The organism is Bradyrhizobium sp. LA2.1, from assembly GCF_040547725.1.
GTDB classification, from domain to species: Bacteria; Pseudomonadota; Alphaproteobacteria; order Rhizobiales; family Xanthobacteraceae; genus Bradyrhizobium; species Bradyrhizobium barranii.
In genome coordinates this window covers 134,629-154,392 of record NZ_JBEPQI010000018.1, presented here as the reverse complement: position 1 = coordinate 154,392, position 19,764 = coordinate 134,629, and the positions used below count along the sequence as shown (strand labels likewise).

General features: G+C 65.1%; 20 protein-coding genes. 6 read left to right on the top strand and 14 right to left on the bottom strand.

Features of this window, described 5'->3' with window-relative positions:
- Positions 1-59 precede the first annotated feature (59 nt).
- Positions 60-683 (top strand): GNAT family N-acetyltransferase, encoded by a 624-nt coding sequence (locus tag ABIB95_RS30525; protein ID WP_354244843.1) that lies wholly within the window; start codon positions 60-62, stop codon positions 681-683.
- 54 nt (positions 684-737) lie between these two features.
- On the opposite strand, the gene ABIB95_RS30520 is transcribed toward ABIB95_RS30525, so the two are convergent.
- Positions 738-1,577: an oxidoreductase gene (locus ABIB95_RS30520; RefSeq protein WP_354244840.1), complete on the bottom strand. Its 840-nt coding sequence runs from the start codon at positions 1,575-1,577 to the stop codon at positions 738-740.
- Positions 1,578-1,696: 119 nt separating this feature from the next.
- On the opposite strand from ABIB95_RS30520, the gene ABIB95_RS30515 reads away from it, so the two are divergent.
- Complete coding sequence (locus ABIB95_RS30515; protein WP_354244837.1) at positions 1,697-2,602, top strand: LysR family transcriptional regulator; 906 nt, start codon at positions 1,697-1,699, stop codon at positions 2,600-2,602.
- Here the strand turns inward: ABIB95_RS30515 and ABIB95_RS30510 are convergent.
- Together ABIB95_RS30510 and ABIB95_RS30505 are read right to left on the bottom strand one after the other, a co-directional pair.
- Positions 2,589-3,419: an enoyl-CoA hydratase gene (locus ABIB95_RS30510; protein WP_354244834.1), complete on the bottom strand. Its 831-nt coding sequence runs from the start codon at positions 3,417-3,419 to the stop codon at positions 2,589-2,591. The two genes, ABIB95_RS30515 and ABIB95_RS30510, sit on opposite strands and share 14 nt — an antisense overlap.
- A 110-nt stretch (positions 3,420-3,529) precedes the next feature.
- Complete coding sequence (locus ABIB95_RS30505) at positions 3,530-4,231, bottom strand: SDR family NAD(P)-dependent oxidoreductase (protein ID WP_354244831.1); 702 nt, start codon at positions 4,229-4,231, stop codon at positions 3,530-3,532.
- 222 nt (positions 4,232-4,453) lie between these two features.
- Here ABIB95_RS30505 and ABIB95_RS30500 point away from each other — a divergent pair, with 222 nt between their 5' ends.
- Both ABIB95_RS30500 and ABIB95_RS30495 read left to right on the top strand, forming a co-directional pair.
- Positions 4,454-6,238 carry an acyl-CoA dehydrogenase family protein gene (locus tag ABIB95_RS30500; protein WP_354244828.1) on the top strand — a complete coding sequence of 595 codons (1,785 nt, stop codon included), beginning with the start codon at positions 4,454-4,456 and terminating at the stop codon, positions 6,236-6,238.
- Between the two features lie 45 nt (positions 6,239-6,283).
- Entirely contained in the window at positions 6,284-7,372 is a 1,089-nt protein-coding gene (locus ABIB95_RS30495; RefSeq protein WP_063980843.1) for a Zn-dependent alcohol dehydrogenase, read from the top strand.
- Positions 7,373-7,520: 148 nt separating this feature from the next.
- On the opposite strand, the gene ABIB95_RS30490 is transcribed toward ABIB95_RS30495, so the two are convergent.
- From ABIB95_RS30490 to ABIB95_RS30455, 8 genes are all read right to left on the bottom strand, one after another.
- On the bottom strand, positions 7,521-7,874 hold the full coding sequence (locus ABIB95_RS30490; RefSeq protein WP_354244825.1) for a nuclear transport factor 2 family protein: 354 nt from the start codon (positions 7,872-7,874) through the stop codon (positions 7,521-7,523).
- A 155-nt stretch (positions 7,875-8,029) separates the two neighbouring features.
- Positions 8,030-9,502 carry an amidase gene (locus ABIB95_RS30485; protein WP_354244822.1) on the bottom strand — a complete coding sequence of 491 codons (1,473 nt, stop codon included), beginning with the start codon at positions 9,500-9,502 and terminating at the stop codon, positions 8,030-8,032.
- Between the two features lie 242 nt (positions 9,503-9,744).
- Complete coding sequence (gene mbfA / locus ABIB95_RS30480) at positions 9,745-10,716, bottom strand: iron exporter MbfA (protein ID WP_259259316.1); 972 nt, start codon at positions 10,714-10,716, stop codon at positions 9,745-9,747.
- Positions 10,717-10,782: 66 nt separating this feature from the next.
- Positions 10,783-11,925, bottom strand: coding sequence for an alpha/beta hydrolase (locus tag ABIB95_RS30475; protein ID WP_354244819.1), 1,143 nt, complete (start codon positions 11,923-11,925; stop codon positions 10,783-10,785).
- 123 nt (positions 11,926-12,048) lie between these two features.
- Complete coding sequence (locus tag ABIB95_RS30470) at positions 12,049-12,918, bottom strand: MBL fold metallo-hydrolase (RefSeq protein ID WP_354244817.1); 870 nt, start codon at positions 12,916-12,918, stop codon at positions 12,049-12,051.
- A 103-nt stretch (positions 12,919-13,021) separates the two neighbouring features.
- A complete protein-coding gene (locus ABIB95_RS30465; RefSeq protein ID WP_028157261.1) occupies positions 13,022-13,633 on the bottom strand; it encodes a glutathione S-transferase family protein in 612 nt (203 codons plus the stop codon).
- Between the two features lie 140 nt (positions 13,634-13,773).
- Positions 13,774-14,616, bottom strand: a complete 843-nt coding sequence (locus ABIB95_RS30460; protein WP_071916817.1) for a fumarylacetoacetate hydrolase family protein — start codon at positions 14,614-14,616, stop codon at positions 13,774-13,776.
- A gap of 224 nt (positions 14,617-14,840) precedes the next feature.
- Positions 14,841-15,692: an MBL fold metallo-hydrolase gene (locus ABIB95_RS30455; protein WP_354244812.1), complete on the bottom strand. Its 852-nt coding sequence runs from the start codon at positions 15,690-15,692 to the stop codon at positions 14,841-14,843.
- A gap of 121 nt (positions 15,693-15,813) precedes the next feature.
- Between ABIB95_RS30455 and ABIB95_RS30450 the strand changes: the two genes are divergently transcribed.
- Positions 15,814-16,245 (top strand): DUF3775 domain-containing protein, encoded by a 432-nt coding sequence (locus tag ABIB95_RS30450; RefSeq protein ID WP_354244810.1) that lies wholly within the window; start codon positions 15,814-15,816, stop codon positions 16,243-16,245.
- Between the two features lie 4 nt (positions 16,246-16,249).
- Here ABIB95_RS30450 and ABIB95_RS30445 read toward each other — a convergent pair whose 3' ends face one another.
- The 3 genes from ABIB95_RS30445 to ABIB95_RS30435 all read right to left on the bottom strand — a co-directional run bounded on the left by ABIB95_RS30445 (position 16,250) and on the right by ABIB95_RS30435 (position 18,715).
- Positions 16,250-17,239, bottom strand: coding sequence for an NADPH:quinone reductase (locus ABIB95_RS30445; RefSeq protein WP_354244807.1), 990 nt, complete (start codon positions 17,237-17,239; stop codon positions 16,250-16,252).
- Complete coding sequence (locus ABIB95_RS30440; RefSeq protein WP_354118769.1) at positions 17,236-18,018, bottom strand: SDR family oxidoreductase; 783 nt, start codon at positions 18,016-18,018, stop codon at positions 17,236-17,238. Before ABIB95_RS30440 ends, ABIB95_RS30445 begins: the two co-directional genes overlap by 4 nt.
- A 184-nt stretch (positions 18,019-18,202) precedes the next feature.
- The gene (locus tag ABIB95_RS30435; RefSeq protein ID WP_354244804.1) at positions 18,203-18,715 is read right to left on the bottom strand and encodes a CvpA family protein; all 513 of its coding nucleotides are present in this window, start codon (positions 18,713-18,715) and stop codon (positions 18,203-18,205) included.
- Between the two features lie 138 nt (positions 18,716-18,853).
- Here ABIB95_RS30435 and ABIB95_RS30430 point away from each other — a divergent pair, with 138 nt between their 5' ends.
- Positions 18,854-19,615: an SDR family oxidoreductase gene (locus ABIB95_RS30430; protein WP_354244801.1), complete on the top strand. Its 762-nt coding sequence runs from the start codon at positions 18,854-18,856 to the stop codon at positions 19,613-19,615.
- Positions 19,616-19,764 lie beyond the last annotated feature (149 nt).

The following is a 19,764-nucleotide window of genomic DNA, read 5'->3' as shown; positions in this document are numbered from 1 at the left end:
GGCCGGCGCCGCCTGATGACAGGGGCGCCGGCGGTCCCTCTTTCCGCAGGGCATGTGTCATGAGCACTCTTCGCCTGGAAGATCTGAAGCAATATTCGGACGTGCTGCGCACCCGGCAGGGTGAGGCGATTAACATCCGCTTCGTCGAGCCGCGCGACACCGAGGAGCTCCAGCACTATTTCCGCTCGCTCTCGACCCGCTCCCGCTACAACCGCTTCTTCGGTGCGATCAGCGAATTGCCAAAGGGTCTGCTGAGCGAATTCCTCGATGTCGGCGCGCGCGAGCGCTTCACCGTTGTTGCGACCAAGATGGTAGACGGCTTCGAGACCATCGTCGCCGAGGCGCGCTACGCCTTCCATGCCGAAACCTCGACACTCGAGTTCGGCCTGTCGGTCGACGACCGCTGGCAGGGCCACGGCATCGCCACCGCGCTGATGAAGAATCTCGAATGCCGCGCGGCAGCTCTTGGTGCCGAGCACATGTTCGGCGACACGCTGCGCTCCAACGAGACCATGATCTCGCTCGCCCGCAAATCCGGTTTCGCTTTCGTCAATCATCCCGACGACTGGAAGCTGGTGCGCTTCGACAAGGAGATCGCCGTCGCACCGAAAGACATTCCCTGCGCGAGCTGGCGCCTCGCCGCCCTTTCCCGTCAGGCCGACAGCCCCTCAGCCTCGGCCTGACACCACTACGAGCCCGGCCTGGTCATCCAGAGCCGGGCCTTTTTTTGCCTTCGCTCAAGCGCCGTCATTGGTGAAGTCGGTCGAGGTTGCGACGGATCGCCATCCCGCCAGCTCCCGCGCAACGAATGCGTTCTTCGCCTCGATCCGCTCCACCGTGTCGCTGCCGAGCGGCAGGCGCAGCGGTGGGTTCTTGGCATCGACCAGCGTCAGGAAGGCCTGCGCCAGCTTGCGCGGATCGCCGCGCTGGCCGTGGTTGAATTCGACGGCGTGAGCGCGGGTCTTGCCGACGCTCTCGTGATAGTCGTCGATCACCTGCGCGGTGCGCGACAGCGAGGTGTCGTCGAGGAAGTCGGTGCGGAAGAAGCCGGGCTCGACCACGGTGACCTTGATGCCGAGCGGCGCGACTTCGCCGGCCAGCGCTTCGCTGATTCCCTCGACCGCGAACTTGGTCGCGCCATCGACGCCCCAGCCGGGATAGCCGGTGTAGCCGCCGACCGACGAGATGTTGATGACGTGGCCCGAGCGCTGGCGGCGCATATGCGGCAGCACCGCGCGGGTGACGCCGAGCAGGCCGAACACATTCGTGCCGAACAGTTTTTGCGTCTCAGCGCCGCTGGCCTCCTCGATCGCGCCGAGCAGGCCGTAGCCGGCATTGTTGACCAGGATATCGATGCGCCCGAAGCGCTTCACAGCCTGGCCCGCCGCCTCATGCGCCTCGGCCTCGCTGGTGACGTCGAGCCGGGTGGCCAGCAGGCGCTCGTGCGTGCCGAGGCGCGTGGTGACCGTGGACGGATCGCGCGCGGTCGCGACCACGGCATCGCCCGCCTTCAAGGCGGCCTCGGCGATCAACGCGCCAAATCCGCGGGATGCTCCTGTGATGAACCAGACACGCATGATGTTGCCCTTTCCATTTTGGCCCGGCGGTGTGCGGAGCCGATGGGCAAGGTGTAGCGGCTCGCCATAGCTGAGATAATCCGCTATATGCTTTGCAAGCTGCTGAGAATAATTCATCAATGCGGATCGACCCGTCCGACCTCGCGACCTTCCTGGCCATTGCCCGCCACCGCAGTTTTCGCGCGGCGGCGACCGAGCTTGGCGTCACGCCATCGGCGCTGTCCCACGCTTTGCGCAATGTCGAAGAGCGGCTCGGCCTGCGCCTCGTCAACCGCACCACCCGCAGCGTCGCGCTCACCGAGGCTGGCGAGCGGCTGTTTGCCCGCATCACGCCGGCCTTTCGCGACATCGACGACGCGCTCGAGGACCTCAACAATTTCCGCGGCAAGCCCGCCGGGACGCTGCGCCTCACCGCCGCGCGCCAGTCCGCGCAGCTGGTGCTGCTTCCGATCGTGACGCGCTTTCTGAAAGCGTTCCCCGACGTCAGCGTCGAGATCGTCATCAACGACGCCCTGATCGACATGGTTGCGGCCGGCTTCGATGCCGGCGTCCGCTTCGGCGAAACCATCGCCGCTGACATGATCGCGGTGCCGATCGGCCCGCGGCACCGCTTTGCCGTGGTCGGCACGCCCGCGTTCTTCAAATCGCACAAGCCGCCCACCACGCCGCGCGACCTGAAAGGCCTGCCCTGCATCCGCTATCGCTTCACCTCAGGCGCGCTCTATCATTGGGAATTCGAGCGCGGCGGCATCGAGCTCGCGATCGACGTCACCGGACCGCTGACGATGAACGACCAGGACCTGATGGTGGATGCAGCACTCGACGGCATCGGGCTCGCCTACGTGTTTGAGGCGCAGGTCGAAGCGCTGCTGGCCAAGCGCAAGCTGGTGCGCGTGCTCGCCGACTGGTGCCCGGCCTATCCCGGCTTCTTCCTGTACTACCCAAGCCGCCGCCAATTGCCGGCAGCGCTGCGCGCGTTCGTGGATTTTGCGAGGGCGCCCGCCGCGGCCCCTACTTCCCCGTGAACACCGCTTTCCGCTTCTCGATGAAGGCCTGCACGGCTTCCTTGTGATCAGCGGTCGTGGTCAGGCGGATCAGCCGTCCAGCTTCGTGGTCGCGGGCGGTCTCGAAATCGAACAGCAGGGCCTCGTCGAGATTGTCCTTCATGTAGCGCAGCGCGAGGCGCGGGCCTTCGGCGAGCGATTTGGCCAGCGCAAAGGCCTCGTCTTGCAGCCTGTCGTCGGGCACGACGCGGTTGACGAGGCCGATTGTCTCGGCGCGCGCGGCGTCGACGCGATCGCCGGTGAACAGCAACTCGCGGGCTCGCGCGGTGCCGACCAGCCGGGTGAGCAGCCAGGCGATGCCGTAGTCGCCGCTCAGCGCGATGCGGGCGTAGCCGGTGGCGACGAAGGCCGATTGCGCGGCGATGCGGATGTCGCAGGCCATGGCGATGGCGAGCCCGGCGCCGACCGCGGGACCGGGCAGGGCGGCGATGGTCGGCTTGCGCACCGACACCAGCGCGCCGGTGAGCAGCCGCTGCCGTTCCTGGAGATCGGCGACCTTGTCGTCAAAGGACATCTCGAGCTTCTTCGGGTCGCGATGCGCGCCCATGCCCTTGACGTTGCCGCCGGCACAGAAGGCCGCGCCCGCGCCGGTGATCAACAGCGCGCCGACATCGGGGCTCTCGCCACAGGTGCGGATCATCGTCCGCAGTGCCGGCGTCAAGGTGTCCGACAACGCGTTGCGCGCCTCCGGCCGGTTCAGCGTGATGACCGCGACGCGGTCGCGGATGACGCAGAGGAGTTCATTGGTGCCGGTATCGATGGTGGTTTCCGTGGTCATGTTTCCCGCCCTTGTAGGGTGGGCAAAGCGTAGCGTGCCCACCATCTGTTTGTTCATTCACGGCGGTGGGCACGGCGCTGCGCGCCTTTGCCCACCCTACGGCAGCGCGTCTAAAACTTCTCCACCCACGGCCGCAGCTCCAGCTCCCAGCTCCAGGCGCTGCGCGGCTGCTGCAGCACGTTCCAATAGCTCTGCGCGATTGCGTCGGGATCGAGCATCGAATCCGGCTTGTCGGCCGGCTCCGCGCGCGCCGCGCTGCGGATGCCGCCGTCGATCACGAAATGCGCGACGTGGATGCCCTGCGGCGAGAGCTCGCGCGCCAGGCTCTGCGCCAGCCCTCGCAGCGCGAACTTGCCCATCGCGAACGAGGCCGACTGCGCATAGCCCTTGACGCTCGCCGAGGCGCCGGTGAACAGGATCGCGCCGTGCTTGTTCGGCAGCATGCGCTTGGCCGCCTGCTGCGCCACCAGGAAGCCGCCATAGGCGCTGATCGAGATCGCCTGCGCGACATCGGCCGGGACGAGATCGACGAACGGCCCGCGCGTGCGGCCGCTGGCGTTGTAGACGACGAGGTCGGGCGTGCCGATCTCGCGTTCGACCAGGCCGAACAGCCGCTCGACCTCCTCAGGTTCGGTGGCGTTGCAGGCATAGGCCTTGGCGCCGGTCTCGCTACAGAGCGCGCCTAATTTCTCGATCTTGCGCGCGGCCAGCGCGACGCGGATGCCTTGCGCAGACAGCAGCCGAGCAAGCGAGGCGCTCAGGCCTTCGCCGGCGCCAACGATGAGGGCGATCTTGTATTTCGGATGTTCCATGGCGTGATCTCTCGGAGACGGGAAGCCGCTGATCTATGCATCCGCCGTGCGGACAACCAGCCAGGTCGATCATAATTCCGCAGAGCGAATTGCTCCTTCACGGCGATCATGCCTCCCTGACAATTTGCGGCTTTATCCGCCTTTGCGACTGGAGCATGATCGACATCATCCCAAGCGGCAAGCGATAAGAATTGCCGTCGGGTGGGAACGAAGAGGACGATCATGCACAAGCCGGTCACAGGTGAGCCAAAAAGTGTCGCGGCCGCACCATCCGGTCTGCTGGCGCCCGATACATCAGGCATGAATTTCTATCGCGCCGATCCGGCGCTAACGGATCTGTTGCGTATCCATCTGCCGGACCCGCTGTTCCGCCACATCGAGCCGCATCTCAATCGCCTCGGCGAACTCGCCGGTGGCCATCTCGACGATTGCGCGCGGCTCGCCGACCGGCACACGCCGGTGCTGCACCAGCGCGACAAGTTCGGCCGCGACATGCAATGGATCGAATATCACCCGGCCTATCGCGAGCTAGAGAATGCCGCGTTCGGCGAGTTCGGCATCCACGCGCTTTCGATCCGCAAGGGCATCATGGGCTGGCCCGACAAATATCCCGTCGTGGCCAAGCACGCCTTCACCTTCCTGTTCAACCAGACCGAATTCGGCATGGGCTGCCCGATCAACGTCACCGACGGCTGCGCAAAGCTCTTGGCGAATTTCGGCAGCGAGGCGCTGAAGGCGAAATATCTGGACGGCCTGACCCAGACCGACATGAGCAAGCTGACCCAGGGCGGCCAGTTCATGACCGAGAAGGAGGGTGGCTCCGACGTCGGTACGCTGACCACGCGCGCCGTGCAGGAGGGCGACCATTGGCGCCTCCATGGCGAGAAATGGTTCTGCTCGAACGCCGATGCCAAGGTCGTGATGCTGCTGGCGCGCCCCGAAGGCGCCGGCCCCGGCACGCGCGGCGTCGGCCTGTTCCTGATGCCGCGCTTCCTCGACGACGGTTCGCAGAACCACTACCGGATCGTGCGCCTCAAGGACAAGCTCGGCACCCGCTCGATGGCCTCGGGCGAGATCAAGCTCGAAGGCGCGATCGCCTATGCGGTCGGCAAGCTCGACCGCGGCTTCGTGCAGATGGCCGAGATGGTCAATTCGTCGCGGCTCTCCAACGGCGTCAAATCCACCGCGCTGATGCGCCGCGCCTATCATGACGCGATGACGGTGGCGAAGAACCGCGTGGTGTTCGGCAAGCGCATCATCGATCTGCCGCTCGGCCGCCGGCAGATGCTGAAGATCATGCTGCCGGTCGAGCAGGCGCTGTCGATGAGTTTTCTGACCGCCGACGCGCTCGACCGCGCCGAGGCCGGAAGCCAGGATGCAGCCGCGCTCCTGCGCATCCTGACGCCGACGCTGAAATTCCGTGCGACGCGCGATGCGCGAAAAGTCTGCGGCGACGCGCTCGAGATGCGCGGCGGCATCGGCTATATCGAGGAATTCGCCACGCCCCGCCTGCTGCGCGATGCGCATCTCGGCTCGGTCTGGGAGGGCACCGGCAACATCGTCGCCATCGATGCGCTCCGGCGCGCGGTCGGCCGCCACGGCGCCGAATCCGCGCTATCAGCCGATCTGCATGCGCGGCTCGATGATAGCGTGTCGGTCCCGCAGGCCTGGCGCGACAATTTGCGCGGTCTGGTCGATCGCGCCGTCGGCTTCGCGCGCGAGGTCGCGGGCAATTCCGAGAACGAGGCCGATGCGCGCCGCGCGACCAGCCTGCTCTATCACGTCGCAAGCGCGGTCGCGCTCGCCTGGGAAGCGCATCGCATCAACGAGATGCGCGGCGATGCGCGCCGGCTGCTGCTGTCGCGGCTGGTGATCGACCATCGCGTGGCGCCGAGCGATCCGTTCCGGCTGACGGAAAATGCCGCGCAAGCGAAGATCGCAGCGCTGCTGCTCGGGGATCGCGACGCCGGCATGAGCGAGGTTGGCGAACTGGTTCTGGCAGCGTAGGCTGCACTCCACGCTCAAACCAAAAGAAGCGATAGGGAGTGCTCGATGAAGGCCGCCGTCCTTTATGAAGTCAATCAGCCGCTGGTCATCGAGGATGTCAGCCTGCCGAAGCCGGGCCCACGCGAGGTTTTGATCCGCACGGCGGTCGCCGGCCTCTGTCACTCCGATCTGCACTTCATGGAAGGCCTGTATCCGCATCCGCTGCCCGCGGTGCTCGGGCACGAGTCCGCCGGCATCGTCGAGCAGGTCGGCTCCGACGTCACCTATGTGAAGCCGGGCGATCACGTCGTGACGTGCCTGTCGGTGTTCTGCGGCACCTGCGACAACTGTACCACGGGCCGCACCGTGCTCTGCACCGACACCACCGTAAAGCTGTTGCCGGGCGCCTCCAACCGGATGCAATGGTCGAAGCCCGAGAAGTTGCACCAGTTCCTCAACCTCTCGTCGTTCGCCGAGCAGATGCTGGTGCACGAGAACGCCATCGTCAAAATCCGCAAGGAGATGCCGCTCGATCTCGCCGCGCTGATCGGCTGCGGCGTCATCACCGGCTACGGCGCGGTCGTGAACACGGCGAAGGTGACGGCCGGCGAGACCGTGGCCGTGATCGGCTGTGGCGGTGTCGGCATGGCCGCGATCAACGGCGCGCAGATCGCCGGCGCCGGGCGCATCATCGCCATCGACACCAATCCGGCAAAGCTGCAGCTTGCGACCAAGCTGGGTGCGACCGACATCATCAATCCCACCGACGGCGACGTCGTGAAGCAGGTGCGCGACCTCACCAATGGCGGCGTGCATCATTCCTTCGAGGTGCTCGGCCGCAAGGAGACCGCGGAGCAGGCTTTTGGCATGCTGGCGTCCGGCGGCACGGCCACCATCGTCGGCATGATCCCGTTCGGTCAGAAGATCGAGCTGCACGGCTTCGACTTCCTGCGCGAGCGCAGGATCCAGGGCTCGTCGATGGGCTCCAACCATTTTCGCGTGGACATGCCGAGGCTGGTTGATTTCTACCTGCGCGGCCGGCTGCACCTCGAGGATTGGATCTCGGCCAAGCTGAAGCTCAGCGAGATCAACGAGGGCTTTGCCAACATGAAGGCCGGCAAGACGCTGCGCAGCGTGATTGTGTTTGATAGCTAGCAACCGCAATGACGGTGTCATCGCCCGAGAAAGCGGGCGATCCAGTACTCCGCGACGGAAGCTGTGTGAACCGACTATTGCCGCGGCGTACTGGATGCCCCGGTCGAGCCGGGGCATGACAGCAGAGTGTGAGGATGGCTTGCCTAACTCACCGCGACACGTGGGCTGATACCGCGAGCCACGTCCCGTTCTTCTTCGTCCAGCAATCAGTGTACCGCCCTGTCGCCTGCTGGCCGTCGGCGGTGGTGTAGCTGGTGGCTGCGTGGATGATGGCAAAATCGCCCATGATGCGGATGATGACATCATGCGCATGCAGATTGCGGATCGCGATCGGCCGTGCCGTCTGCTCCAGGAAGGCTGCGCGATCGACCAATGTCTTGTCGGGATTGGAGCAAAAGAACTCCGGCGCGAGGATTTCGTCGAAGCGTCTAACGTCGCAGTTCTGTATGGAGGCGACATAGTCGTGGTTGAGCGCGGTGAGCTGGTCGAGGTCTTGGCTCATGGCATTGTCCTCCCTGTCATTCCGGGCGCGCCGAGCGCGGCCCCGGAATTCCGATATTGTTTTACTCCGTCATTGCGAGGAGCGAAGCGACGAAGCAATCCAGAATCTCTCCGCGGACTGGATTGCTTCGCTTCGCTCGCAATGACGCGGCGGCACTAATCATCAAACGTCTTCGGTGGCACGAACCCGCCGAATTCGCGCTCGATCAGCTCGGCGAGCTTGAGCGGCGTGCGGTCTTCCAGCCACGGGCCGACGATCTGCACGCCGATCGGCAGGCCATCGGGCGCAAAGCCCGTCGGGATCGCGGTCGAGGGAAGGCCAGGGAGCGTCGCGATGCCGGGCCAGGCGAGCTGGTCGGGATAGACGTGCTCCTTGCCGTCGATCTTGATGCGGCGGGTTTCCTGGTCCGGCGAATGGTCGTGCGGATAAGCCGCCGTCGGCATCACCGGGCAGATCACCGCGTCGAACGTCTTGAACAGCTCGCGCCATCGCGCCCGCAGCCGCGTGCGCCCGGCATTTGCCGCCTGCCAGTCGCGATGGTTGAGCGCGATACCGCGCAGCCGTTCGGCAGCCAAGCTGTTGTCGCCCTCTGGCAACGCCGCTGCGGCTGCCTTGGCGCCGGCGTAGACATCCGGCGCGAAGGTCGAGCCGAGGAACGACATCAGCATGCGCATATAGAGCCGCGAGGAGGCCGCGAAATCCGGCAGCAGCGGGCTGCTGCGCTCGATCTTGACGCCAGCCTTGGCGAGATTGTCGGCCAGCCGGTTGATCGTGCCGCGCACGGCGGTGTCGGTCGGCAGCACCGGATCGGTATCGATCACCAGCACGCGGAAATCCTTGAATGCCGTGTGGCGCGCCGCCGGTAGCTCGAGCCGGTAGGCGAGGCCAGCGTCGATCGGATCGGGCCCGGCCATCACGTCGAGCACAAGCGAAAGATCGGCGGCGCTGCGCGCCATCGGGCCGATCACCGAGAGATCGCGCTCGAACGGCAAAGGCGGCAGCGGCGGCGGCGTGTGGCCGCGCATGGCGACGAGACTGAAGGTCGGCTTGTGCGCATAGATGCCGCAATGGAACGCCGGCACACGCAGCGAGCCGCCGATGTCGGAGCCGATCGACAGCGGGCCATAGCCCGCGGCGAGCGCCGCGGAGGAGCCGCCGGACGAGCCGCCCGGAGTGCGGCCGAGATCGTAGGGGTTGTTGGTGGTGCCGTAGATGTCATTGTAGCTCTGCCAGTCGCCGAGCCCGAGCGGCACGTTGGTCTTGCCGACGATGACGGTGCCGGCGTCCTTCACCCGCGTGACTGGCAGCGCGTCTTCCTTTGCGACAAAATCCTTCTGCGCGGGAATGCCCCAGGTCGTGGGCAGGCCGGCGACGTTGTAGGATTCCTTCACGGTGATTGGGAGGCCGAGCAGCGGCTTCCGCTCGCCGCGCGCCCGCGCCGCGTCCGCGTCCCGCGCGGCGCTCAGCGCGCGGTCGAAATCCCGGACGCAGATCGCGTTGACCTTGCCGTCGTGTCGTTCGATGCGATCGATCGCATCCTGCGTGAGCTCGACCGCGGAGACCTTCTTTGCGGTCAACGCGGCCGACAGCTCGACCGCGCTCTTGTAACTCCATTCCGATTTCGCCACGACATGCTCCTGCGCTTCACTGATGGGATGATGCGCAGTTTGACCGAATGCCGCAACCGCCGTTTGATCGCGATTGATATGCCTCGCTGGTGGTCATCGGGGGGCGGCCATACACCAACGTCGGTGTCATCGCCCGGCTCGACCGGGCGATCCAGTACTCCGAGACGGTTGTGATGGAATCGCGAAGCCGCGGCGTACTGGATCGCCCGCCTTCGCGGGCGATGACAGTGAGTGCGGAGCGTCTACGCCGCCCCGATCAAGATCCCGACCGCCAGCACGATCGCGCCGCCGAGCACGATTTGGAACACGGCCTGGAGGAACGGGGTGTCCATGTAGCGCGCGCGGATGAAGGCGATCGCCCACAATTCGAAGAACACGACGACGCCGGCGATTCCCGTCGCGATCCAGAATGCGTTCGGCCAGCTGTCCGGGACGAGATAAGGCAGGGTATGGCCGAGCCCGCCGAGCGTCGTCATCGCGCCGCAGGTGATGCCGCGCAGCCAGGGCGAGCCGCGCCCGGTCAGCGAGCCGTCGTCGGACAGCGCCTCCGCAAAGCCCATGCTGATGCCGGCGCCGATCGAGGCGGCGAGGCCGACCAGAAACGTCTGCCAGTTCTGGTGGGTGGCGAAGGCCGCCGCGAACAGCGGCGCCAGCGTCGAGACCGATCCGTCCATCAGGCCGGCGAGGCCCGGCTGCACATATTGCAGCACGAACATTCGCCGTCGCGTGCGGTCTTCCTCGGCACGCACGTCCGGCTTCAGGATCTCGTCGGTCAGCGCAACGGCGCGGTTCTCGTGATGCTTTTCCTCCTCGGCGAGATCGCCGAGCAGGCGGCGCACGCCGACATCCTCGGCCTGCTCGGCGGCCCGCGCGTAGAAGCGCTCGGCCTCGAGCTCCATGGTCTCGACCTCTTTCCGGATGGTGTCGAGCGGCAGGTTTTTCGTCAGCCAGATCGGGCGGCGGCGCAGAAAGCCTTTGACGTTCTCGCGGCGGATCGGCGGCAGGTGCTGGCCGAAGCGTTCCTCATAGAGTTTCAGCAGCCGATGCCGGTGGCCGCGTTCCTCCTCGGCCATCTCCTCGAAAATCTTCGACGTGTCCGGGTAACGCTCGCGCAAGTCCTCGGCGAAGGTCATGTAGATGCGGCTGTCCTCCTCCTCGGAGGAGATCGCGACCGCAAGCACCTCGCGCTCGGTCAGTTCGGCAAAACTCTTCACGGCGGCCCTGTTTGATAGTTTAGAATTATTCTAAACTATATAAGGCGCCGGGGTTCCCGGGTCAAATCAGGCGGCTTTTGCGAGGAACTCGAGCAGCAGGCGGCTCACCTCGGCCGGCTGCTCCTGCTGCACCCAATGGCCGGCGCCGTCGACGAGGTGACAGCCGAGCATCTTCGTGCATCCGCGCCCCTGCATCGCCTCGAACACGCCGGGGCGCTGATAGGTGCCCCAATCCTGCTTGCCCGAGATGAAGCACGAGGGCACATCGATGCTGCGGCCCGCAAACAGCTGCATCTCGCTGTTGAGCATGCCCGAGGTGCCGTAGCGGTACCATTGCAAGCCCCCCTGGAATCCAGTGCGGCCGTATTCGGCGCTGTAATAGGCGAGGTCGCTGTCCGGCAGCCATTGGTTGGCGGCGATCGCGGCCGGCGAGGGCATCTCCTTCGCAACCGTCTCCGCCATGGTCTCGCCGGCGTCCATCACGTAGTAGGTCGGCAGTTTTGCGAGTTCGCCCGCGGACCACGACTTCAGCGGATATGGCTTGTTGTCGATCCAGTCCGCACTCTTCTGGTGATAGTAGGCGCGCAGGAAATCGTGCACGCCCTGCGGCGCGTGCTGCATGTCGGCGTTGGCCGGGCGCGTCGCGTAATACCATTGATAGTGTTTGCGCGGGCGTGGCAGCGCGGCGAGCTCGCGATGCACGGGGTCTTCGACTGCAGGCTTTGCCGGCACATCGACCGTACCAAACGGCATCGGTGGCGCTCCGCCGAAGGGCGCGCTCATCAGCGTCACCGAGCGAAACACGTCGGGCCGGATCATGGCGCACCAGGCCGCGACCGGGCTGCCGAAATCATGCCCGGCGAGATCGACCTGCCGGTAGCCGAACGCCGACACCAGGGCGAGCGCGTCGCGCACGAGGTTGAGCAGCGAGAACGGCGTGAGATCGCCGTCGTAATCCGCGGTCCATCCCGTGGTGCGGCCATAGCCGCGCTGGTCCGGCGCGATCACGTGATAACCGGCCGCGGCCAGCGCCGGCATCACCTTGCGCCAGGAGAAGGCGAGCTCGGGAAAGCCGTGCAGCAAGAGGATGCTGGGCCGCCCCTTGGTCTCGAAGCCGGCTTCGAGCACGTGCATGCGCAAGCCGTTGATGCCGTCGACGTAACGGGAGCGGATGCCGGCGGGGAGAGGGACGTCGGGGAGGTCGGCCATTTTTTGTTTCCTCGTCATGGCCGGGCTTGTCCCGGCCATCCACGTTCTTGTTGCCGTTGATTGTAAGAACGTGGATGCCCGGGACAAGCCCGGGCATGACGGAAGCCGGGCGATTGCCGCGCGCTACACCGCCGCACACACGAACGCGCTGCCCTTGCGCCTGATCTTCCCCACCGACGGTGAGGGAAAATGCGCGGTGCAGCACAGCGTGTCGGTGTCGCAATAGCGCTCCAGAAAGCTGCGGCGCGTTTTCGCCGCCGCGGCCGGGTCGACGTCGAACTTGATCGACAGCTCCGGATAAAGCGTCTGCAGCGGCGAATGCATGAGGTCGCCGGAGAACACGGCGTCGTCCTTGCCGCGGCCCATCGTGATGGCGATATGGCCGGGCGTATGTCCCGGCGTCGGCAGGATGCGGACGTGATCGCCGATCTGATGATCGTTGCCGACCAGCTCGTGGCGCCTGGCCTCGACCACCGGCAGCACGCTGTCGGCGAAGGGCGGGATCTCCGCCTTCGCGTTCTGCTCGGACCAGTGATCGAATTCCTGCTTGGCGAAGACGTAGCGCGCCTTGGGGAAGGTCGGCACCCAGCGGCCGTTATCAAGTCGCGTATTCCAGCCGACGTGGTCGACATGCAGATGCGTGCACATCACGAAATCGATGTCGTCGACCGCGAACCCGGCGGCGTTGAGTCCGCGCAAGTACGTATCGTCGGTCTTCATGTTCCATTTCGGCCGCTGCGGGCGCGGCTTGTCGTTGCCGATGCAGCTGTCGATCAAAATGGTGTGGTGCGGTGTCTTCACCACATAGGACTGGAAGCACAGGAGCAGTACGTCCTGCTCGTCCAGCGCCTTGGCCTGCCGCATCCATGCCCGGTTCTCGGCTAGGACCTCAGGCGTCAGTCCCGGCAGCATCTCCAGCGCCGGCACGAACGAGGTTTCCTGCTCGATGACGCGATGGATGGTGAGATCGCCGACCTCGTATTTCAGGCTCATGAGAACTCCCGCTGTACAGCATGATCCGGAAAAGTGTGCAGCGGTTTTCCGACAAGATCATGCTCAAACAACAATCCTAAAGCGCGATGATGTTCATCGCGCTTTAGGCGGCTGGAGGCACCGAGATCTTGACCGAGGGGCGCTCCAGCATCTTCTGGTGGAAGGCGTCGAGTTTCGGATAGGCCTTGCGCCAACCGCAATCGGCGAAGCGGAAGTCGGCATAGCCGAGCACGCACACGAGCCCGATCTGCGAGATGTCGAACGGGCCGTTCAAAACTTCGGGCATGTTCTCGAAGCGCGCCATGCCGGTCCAGGCCCGGTTCCAGTGGTCGTCCGACCACGCCTGCCATTGCAGGCCCTGCGGCCGCACCATCTTCTCGTAGCGGCACAGCAGCATGGAATCGAGCATGCCGTTGATCAGGGAGTGATTGGTCTTGGCCTTCCAGCGCCGCGGGCCGTAATCGGGGATCAGGCTGCCGCCCGCCATCTCGTTGAGATATTCGACGATCACGTAGGAATCCAAAATGACGTCACCGTCATTGGTGATCAGCACCGGCAGCTTCTTCAGCGGCGTGATGCGCGAATAATCCTCATTGACCGTGCCCGGCGCGACGGTCGCGGGCGTCAGCTCGATCTTGTCGATCAGCCCGAGCTCGATCGCGGCGATGCGCACCTTGCGGGCGAAGGGCGAGGCGGCAGAGAAGGAGAGTTTCATCGGAAAATGTCCTACGCGGTGACCGGCAGTTGGTTATCGTCATTGCGAGCGAAGCGAAGCAATCCAGTCTGTCTCCGTGGAAATAGTCTGGATTGCTTCGTCGCTTCGCTCCTCGCAATGACGGGGAGAGGGCGGAGGCCTTACGCCGCCACGATCTCCTGGCGCTGCTCGCCGAGGCCTTCGATGCCGAGCGTGACGACATCGCCGACATTGAGGAAGGTCGGCGGCTTCATGCCGAGACCGACGCCGGGCGGGGTGCCGGTGGTGATGATGTCGCCCGGCAACAGCGTCATGAACTGCGAGACGTAGGAGACGCATTTGGCCATGGAGAAGATCATGGTCTGGGTCGAGCCGGTCTGGCGACGCTGGCCGTTGACGTCGAGCCACATCGACAGGTTCTGGACGTCCTTGATCTCGTCCTTGGTGGCGAGCCACGGGCCGACCGGGCCGAAGGTGTCGTGTGACTTGCCCTTGGTCCACTGACCCAGGCGCTCGGTCTGGAAGGCGCGCTCGGAGACGTCGTTGCAGACGCAATAGCCGGCGACGTAGTTCAGCGCATCGGCTTCAGAGACATACTTGGCGCGGGTGCCGATGATGGCGGCGATCTCGACTTCCCAGTCGAGCTTGGTCGAGCCGCGCGGCTTCTCGACCGCGTCGTTCGGACCGGACAGCGAGGTGTTGGCCTTCATGAAGATGATCGGCTCGGTCGGGATCGCGGCGCCGGTTTCCTTGGCGTGGTCGCTGTAGTTGAGGCCGATGGCGACGAATTTCGAGATGCCGGTGACGGGCGCGCCGAAGCGCGGCTTGCCGGAGACGGCGGGCAGGGAGGCCGGGTCAAGGCCCGCCAGCTTCTTCAGGGATTCCGGTGAATAGGCCTCACCGGTCAGGTCCTTCACATGCGCCGACAGGTCGCGCAATTGGCCGGATTTGTCGATCAGGCCGGGCTTTTCCGCACCCTTTTCGCCATAACGAACAAGCTTCATTCTCGTTTCTCCCTGGAGATGGACCGATCGGTTAAATAGCTTCATGGAACAGGGCGGCGGGAAATTCAACCGCTCAAAGTGGGGCGCATTGCAGCCCTTCCTTTGTAGGGTGGGCAAAGGCGCGGAGCGCCGTGCCCACCAATTCTTTTTGATGGCCCGGTATGGTGGGCACGCGGAGCCTGTCATCGGGCGCGCATTCGCGCGACCCGGTGGCTTTGCCCACCCTACGATTGCAGCGCCACAAATTTGAACGCATCCCCGTCCCGCTTGATGTGCCCGGCCGAGAAATGCCCCCCGATCACCAGCGTCGGGGTATCGGCAAAGCGCGAGAACACCTTGTGCCGCGACGCGGCCGATTGGGCGGTATCGGTGTCGACGACCGAGCACCAGTCGAGATGCGCCATCTGGCAGGGGTGATGGGCGACGTCGCCGCTGAGCAACCCTTGTTCGCCGCCGGATTCGATCAGGACGCTCATGTGCCCGGGGCTGTGGCCGGGGGTCGGGATCACGCTGATCTCCTCGCAGAGCCGGTGGTCGCTCGGGATCAACTCGGTCAGGCCCGCATCGACGACCGGCTTCACGGAATCGTTGAACACCGCGACCTTGTCCGGCTCGGCCGTATAGTCGCGCCAATATTCATACTCGGTCTTGCCGAACAGGTAGCGCGCCCCGGGGAAAGTCGGCACCCATTTGCCATCGACGAGCTTTGTATTCCAGCCGACATGGTCGACATGAAGATGCGTGCACAGCACGGTGTCGATGCTGTCAGGGGGAAAGCCCGCTGCCGTCATGGTCTCCAGAAACGGCGTGCTGCGGTTATTCCAGACCGGGACACCGCGGCCCTGCTTGTCGTTGCCAAGGCCGGTGTCGACCACGATGCGGCGCGTCGGCGTCTCCACCACCAGCGAGTGGATCGACATTTTCAGCCGGCCCTCCTCGGTGGCGAAATGCGGGATCAGCCAGGGCAGCTTCTGGATCTCGTCATTGGTCGCGGCCGGCAGGATGAAGCGGGTCGAGCCGACCGTCTCCATTTCCACGATCTTGGTGATTTTGACCTTGCCCACGGTCCACGGCATGCGGCGATCCCAATTTTCTTGCTTTCGCGAAAGATGCGGCCTTCCGCCGTCGAACGCAATGGATCATCTGTCGCGATGTTGCGTTATCGGGGGAACCCCGAGACAGCCAGAGAGAGCGACGATGCCAGAGCTTGCCATTTCCGCCGAGAAGGTCGCCTTCATCATCGAGAAGGCCCGCGAATTCGACGTCAAGGAGGCGGCGTCCGACCCCGACTCGGGCTCCAATCCCTCTGATGATGACGAGATCGACGTGCTCGAGGACACCAATTCCGATCCGGTCGCAGCCGAGCTGTTCGGTTTCATCCGCGCGCTGAACGAGGACGAGCAGCTCGACCTCGTCACGCTGATGTGGCTTGGCCGCGGCGATGGCGAAGTGGAGGAGTGGGACGATCTGCGTGCCCGCGCCGCCGAGGCGCGCGGTGAATACAAGAACCCGCGTCGCGAAACGGTGCAATATCTGCTGGGCGAGCCGATGCTGGGCGATCTGCTCGCCGACGGCATGGACGAGCTCGGCATAGATTGGACCGACGAGCGGACCACGCCGGTATCCTAAGTCGTCATCGCGCGCAGTCGACGATCACGGTGCCGAGCTTGTCACCCTTCTCGACCGTGAGATGCGCCTGCGCGGTATCCGATAGCGCGAACTGCGCCGCGACGTTGTGAATGCGCGGCCCTGCCGCCAGCCATTTCGTGATATCGGCCTGCGCCGCCGCAAGCAGCGCGGGCGGTAGCGCGAACAAGACGAGCGAGCGGAGCGTGATGCACTTCTCCATCAGTTCGCGCATCGGCACCGTGGGTGTGCGGTTGCCGTTGGTGGCGTAGACGGCGATCGTCGAATTGAGCGTCATCAGCTTCAACGTCGTCGCGATGTTGCCGCCGAAATCGACATCGACCACGCGATCGACACCTCGTCCGCCGGTGAACGCCTTCGCCTTGGCAACGACGTCCTCGTCCCTGTAATTGACCACGAGATCGGCGCCCGCGCGCCGGGCCTGCTCCGCCTTCATCGCCGAGCTGACTGTCGCGATCACCTGCGCGCCGCCCCATTTGGCGAGCTGCACGGCATAATGGCCAACCGCGCCGGCGCCGCCGGTGACGAGCACGGTCTTGCCGACGATCGGCCCATCCGCAAACAGGCCGCACCATGCGGTCATCGCGGGGATGCCGAGCGTTGCGCCTTCCGCAAAGGAAAGATGATCCGGCAGCGGCGTCACCAGCTGCTCGGCGAGCGCGATATATTCGGCCGCCGTGCCGAGGGCGCGGCCGTTGCGCTGGCCGTTGAACAGCCAGACCCGGTCGCCGACCCTGAAGCGCGTTACGCCGTCGCCGATCTGGTCGACGAAACCCGCGCCGTCGCTGTTCGGAATGACGCGCGAAAATTCCATCGCGCGATAGCTGCCGCCGCGCCGGCCGACATCGGCCGGATTGACGCCGGAGGCCTCCAGGCGAATGCGAACCTCGCCTGGACCCGCGACCGGCGTCGCCATCTCACCATAGGTGAGGACGTCGACGGCCGGTCCTGTTTGCTCGTACCAGACCGCTCTCACAGCGTTCCGGGGAAGGCGCCGCCGTCGAGCAAGATATTCTGGCCCGTGATGAAGCCGGCCTTGGCGCCGCAGAGGAAGGCGCAGGCATAGCCGAACTCGTCGGGCTGGCCGAAGCGGCCGGCCGGGTTGAGTTTTGCTCGCTCGGCCAGGATCTGCTCTGGCGTCGTGCCGCGCTTGTCGGCCTCGGCCTTCGCGGTGCCGGTCAGGCGGTCGGTCTCGAACGGACCCGGCAACAGGCCGTTGATGGTGACGTTGTTGATCACGGTCTTGCGCGACAGGCCGGCGATGAAGCCGGTGAGGCCGGCGCGCGCGCCGTTGGAGAGACCGAGGATGTCGATCGGCGCCTTCACCGCCGCCGAGGTGATGTTGACGATACGGCCGAACTTGCGCGCCATCATGCCGTCGACGGTCGACTTGATCAGCTCGATGGGCGTGAGCATGTTGGCGTCGATCGCCTTGATCCAGTCGTCGCGGGTCCAGTTGCGGAAATCGCCGGGCGGCGGGCCGCCGGCATTGTTGATGAGGATATCCGGCTCGGGGCAGGCCTTCAGCACGGCCTCGCGGCCCGCAGGCGTCGTGATGTCGCCGACGATCTCGGTGACCTTCACGCTCGGATAGGCCTTGCGGATGTCGTCGGCCGTCTTCTTCAGGGCTTCGGCGCCGCGCGCAGTCAGCGTGACGTCAACGCCGGCTTCCGCCAGCGAGATGGCGCAGGCGCGGCCGAGGCCCTTGCTGGATGCGCAGACGATGGCGCGGCGACCTTTGATCCCAAGATCCACTGTTTCACTCCCGTAATGTCAGGCAGGTTTTAGACGGGCCGCACTCTAGCCAATCGTGGCGCCGCTGATAAGGGAGGGGGCCGCGTCAAAATGCATGGCGCGGTCGCGCGGCGATGCAAATGTGCGGGCATGATCCGGAAAAGTGTGCAGCGGTTTTCCGAAAAGATCATGCCCAGACAATAAGCTAGATGCGCCGTTCCTGCTTGAGGCGGTCGATCGCCGCGGCGGCCTCCGGCGGCAATGTCTTGAAGCCCATCTTGCCGGCCGCCGAGAACAGCGGCCGCAGATGCGAGCCGGCGAGGAACGGCGGCTGGCGGTTGGCCGGCACGATCTGGTCGAACACCAGCACCAGCGTGGTGGCGACGAGGCCGACCCTGACGGCGCCGAGTGCGGCGCCGGCGAGCCGGTCGCCGATCCCGGCTTCGCGTATCGTGTCGTTCAGCGCGAGGCGACCGATATATCCAAGGAGCATGCCGACGACCACGAAGATGCCGAAGAACCAGATCCAGTTTTGCAGCAGCGGCGCGTTCGGATTGCTCGCGACCTGCGGCACGATCAGCGGCATCAGCGCGACGGCGATGGGAGCGGCCAGGAGATAGGCGAGGATGGTCATGGCGCTGCCGAGCAGGCCAGTCCTGAAACCGAAGCCGATCGCGACGGCGAGTGCCGCATAGACCGCGAGATCGAAACTGTTCATGAGCGTCAGGCCTGCCTCGATGGAACGCTTGCGTCAATGGAACGAATGAACGCCGGACCGATCATTCCGGTTTCAGATCGTTAAAATCGTCTGTATTGGTGGCTCCAAAGCTCAGGGAAAACACTCAAGGCAAGCGTCATGTCAGACTTATTCGACGTCAGTCAAGAAACCATCCTAGTGACGGGCGCGAGCCAGGGGCTGGGGCGGCAATTTGCCCGGGTTCTGGCGGCCCATGGCGCGGCCGTCGCGCTCGCGGCGCGGCAGACCGACAAGCTGAAGAGCCTGGAGGAGGAGATCCGCGGCAAGGGCGGCCGCGCTGCCGCGGTCGCGCTCGACGTCACTGACATGTCATCGATCGCGAGGGCTGTGGATGCCACGGAAGCCGCGCTCGGTCCGATCACGGTGCTGATCAACAATGCCGGCATCGCCATCGAGAAGCTCGCGACCGAGCAGACCGAATCCGATTGGGACGCCGTGATCGGCGCCAATTTGAAAGGCGCTTATTTCCTCGCGACCGAAGTCGCGCGCCGCATGATCGCGCGCAAGCAGGAAGGCAACATCGTCAACATCGCTTCCGTGCTCGGCACCGGCGTGCTGAAGGCGGTGTCGCCCTATGCGATCTCCAAGGCCGGCATCCTCCAGGCGACCAGGGCGATGGCGCTGGAGCTCGCAGGCCAGAACATCCGGATCAACGCGCTGGCGCCGGGCTATATCGACACCGAAATGAATCACGCCTTCTGGTCTACCCCGCCGGGCGAACGCCTGGCCAATCGCATCCCGCAGCGCCGCGTCGGCGCCGAGTCCGATCTCGACGGCGCGATCCTGCTGCTGGCCTCGAAGGCGTCGCGATATATGACGGGGAGTGTCATCACTGTCGACGGTGGATTCCTGCTGAATTGAGCTCCACTGTCGTCCCGGGGCGCGCGTAGCGCGAGCCCGGGACCCATAACCCCAGGGAGATGTTTGGCGAAGACTCGGAGTTGCCATCTCGCCCCACAACATCTCCCTGTGATTATGGATCCCCTCGGTCGCGGGGACGACGGCGGAGA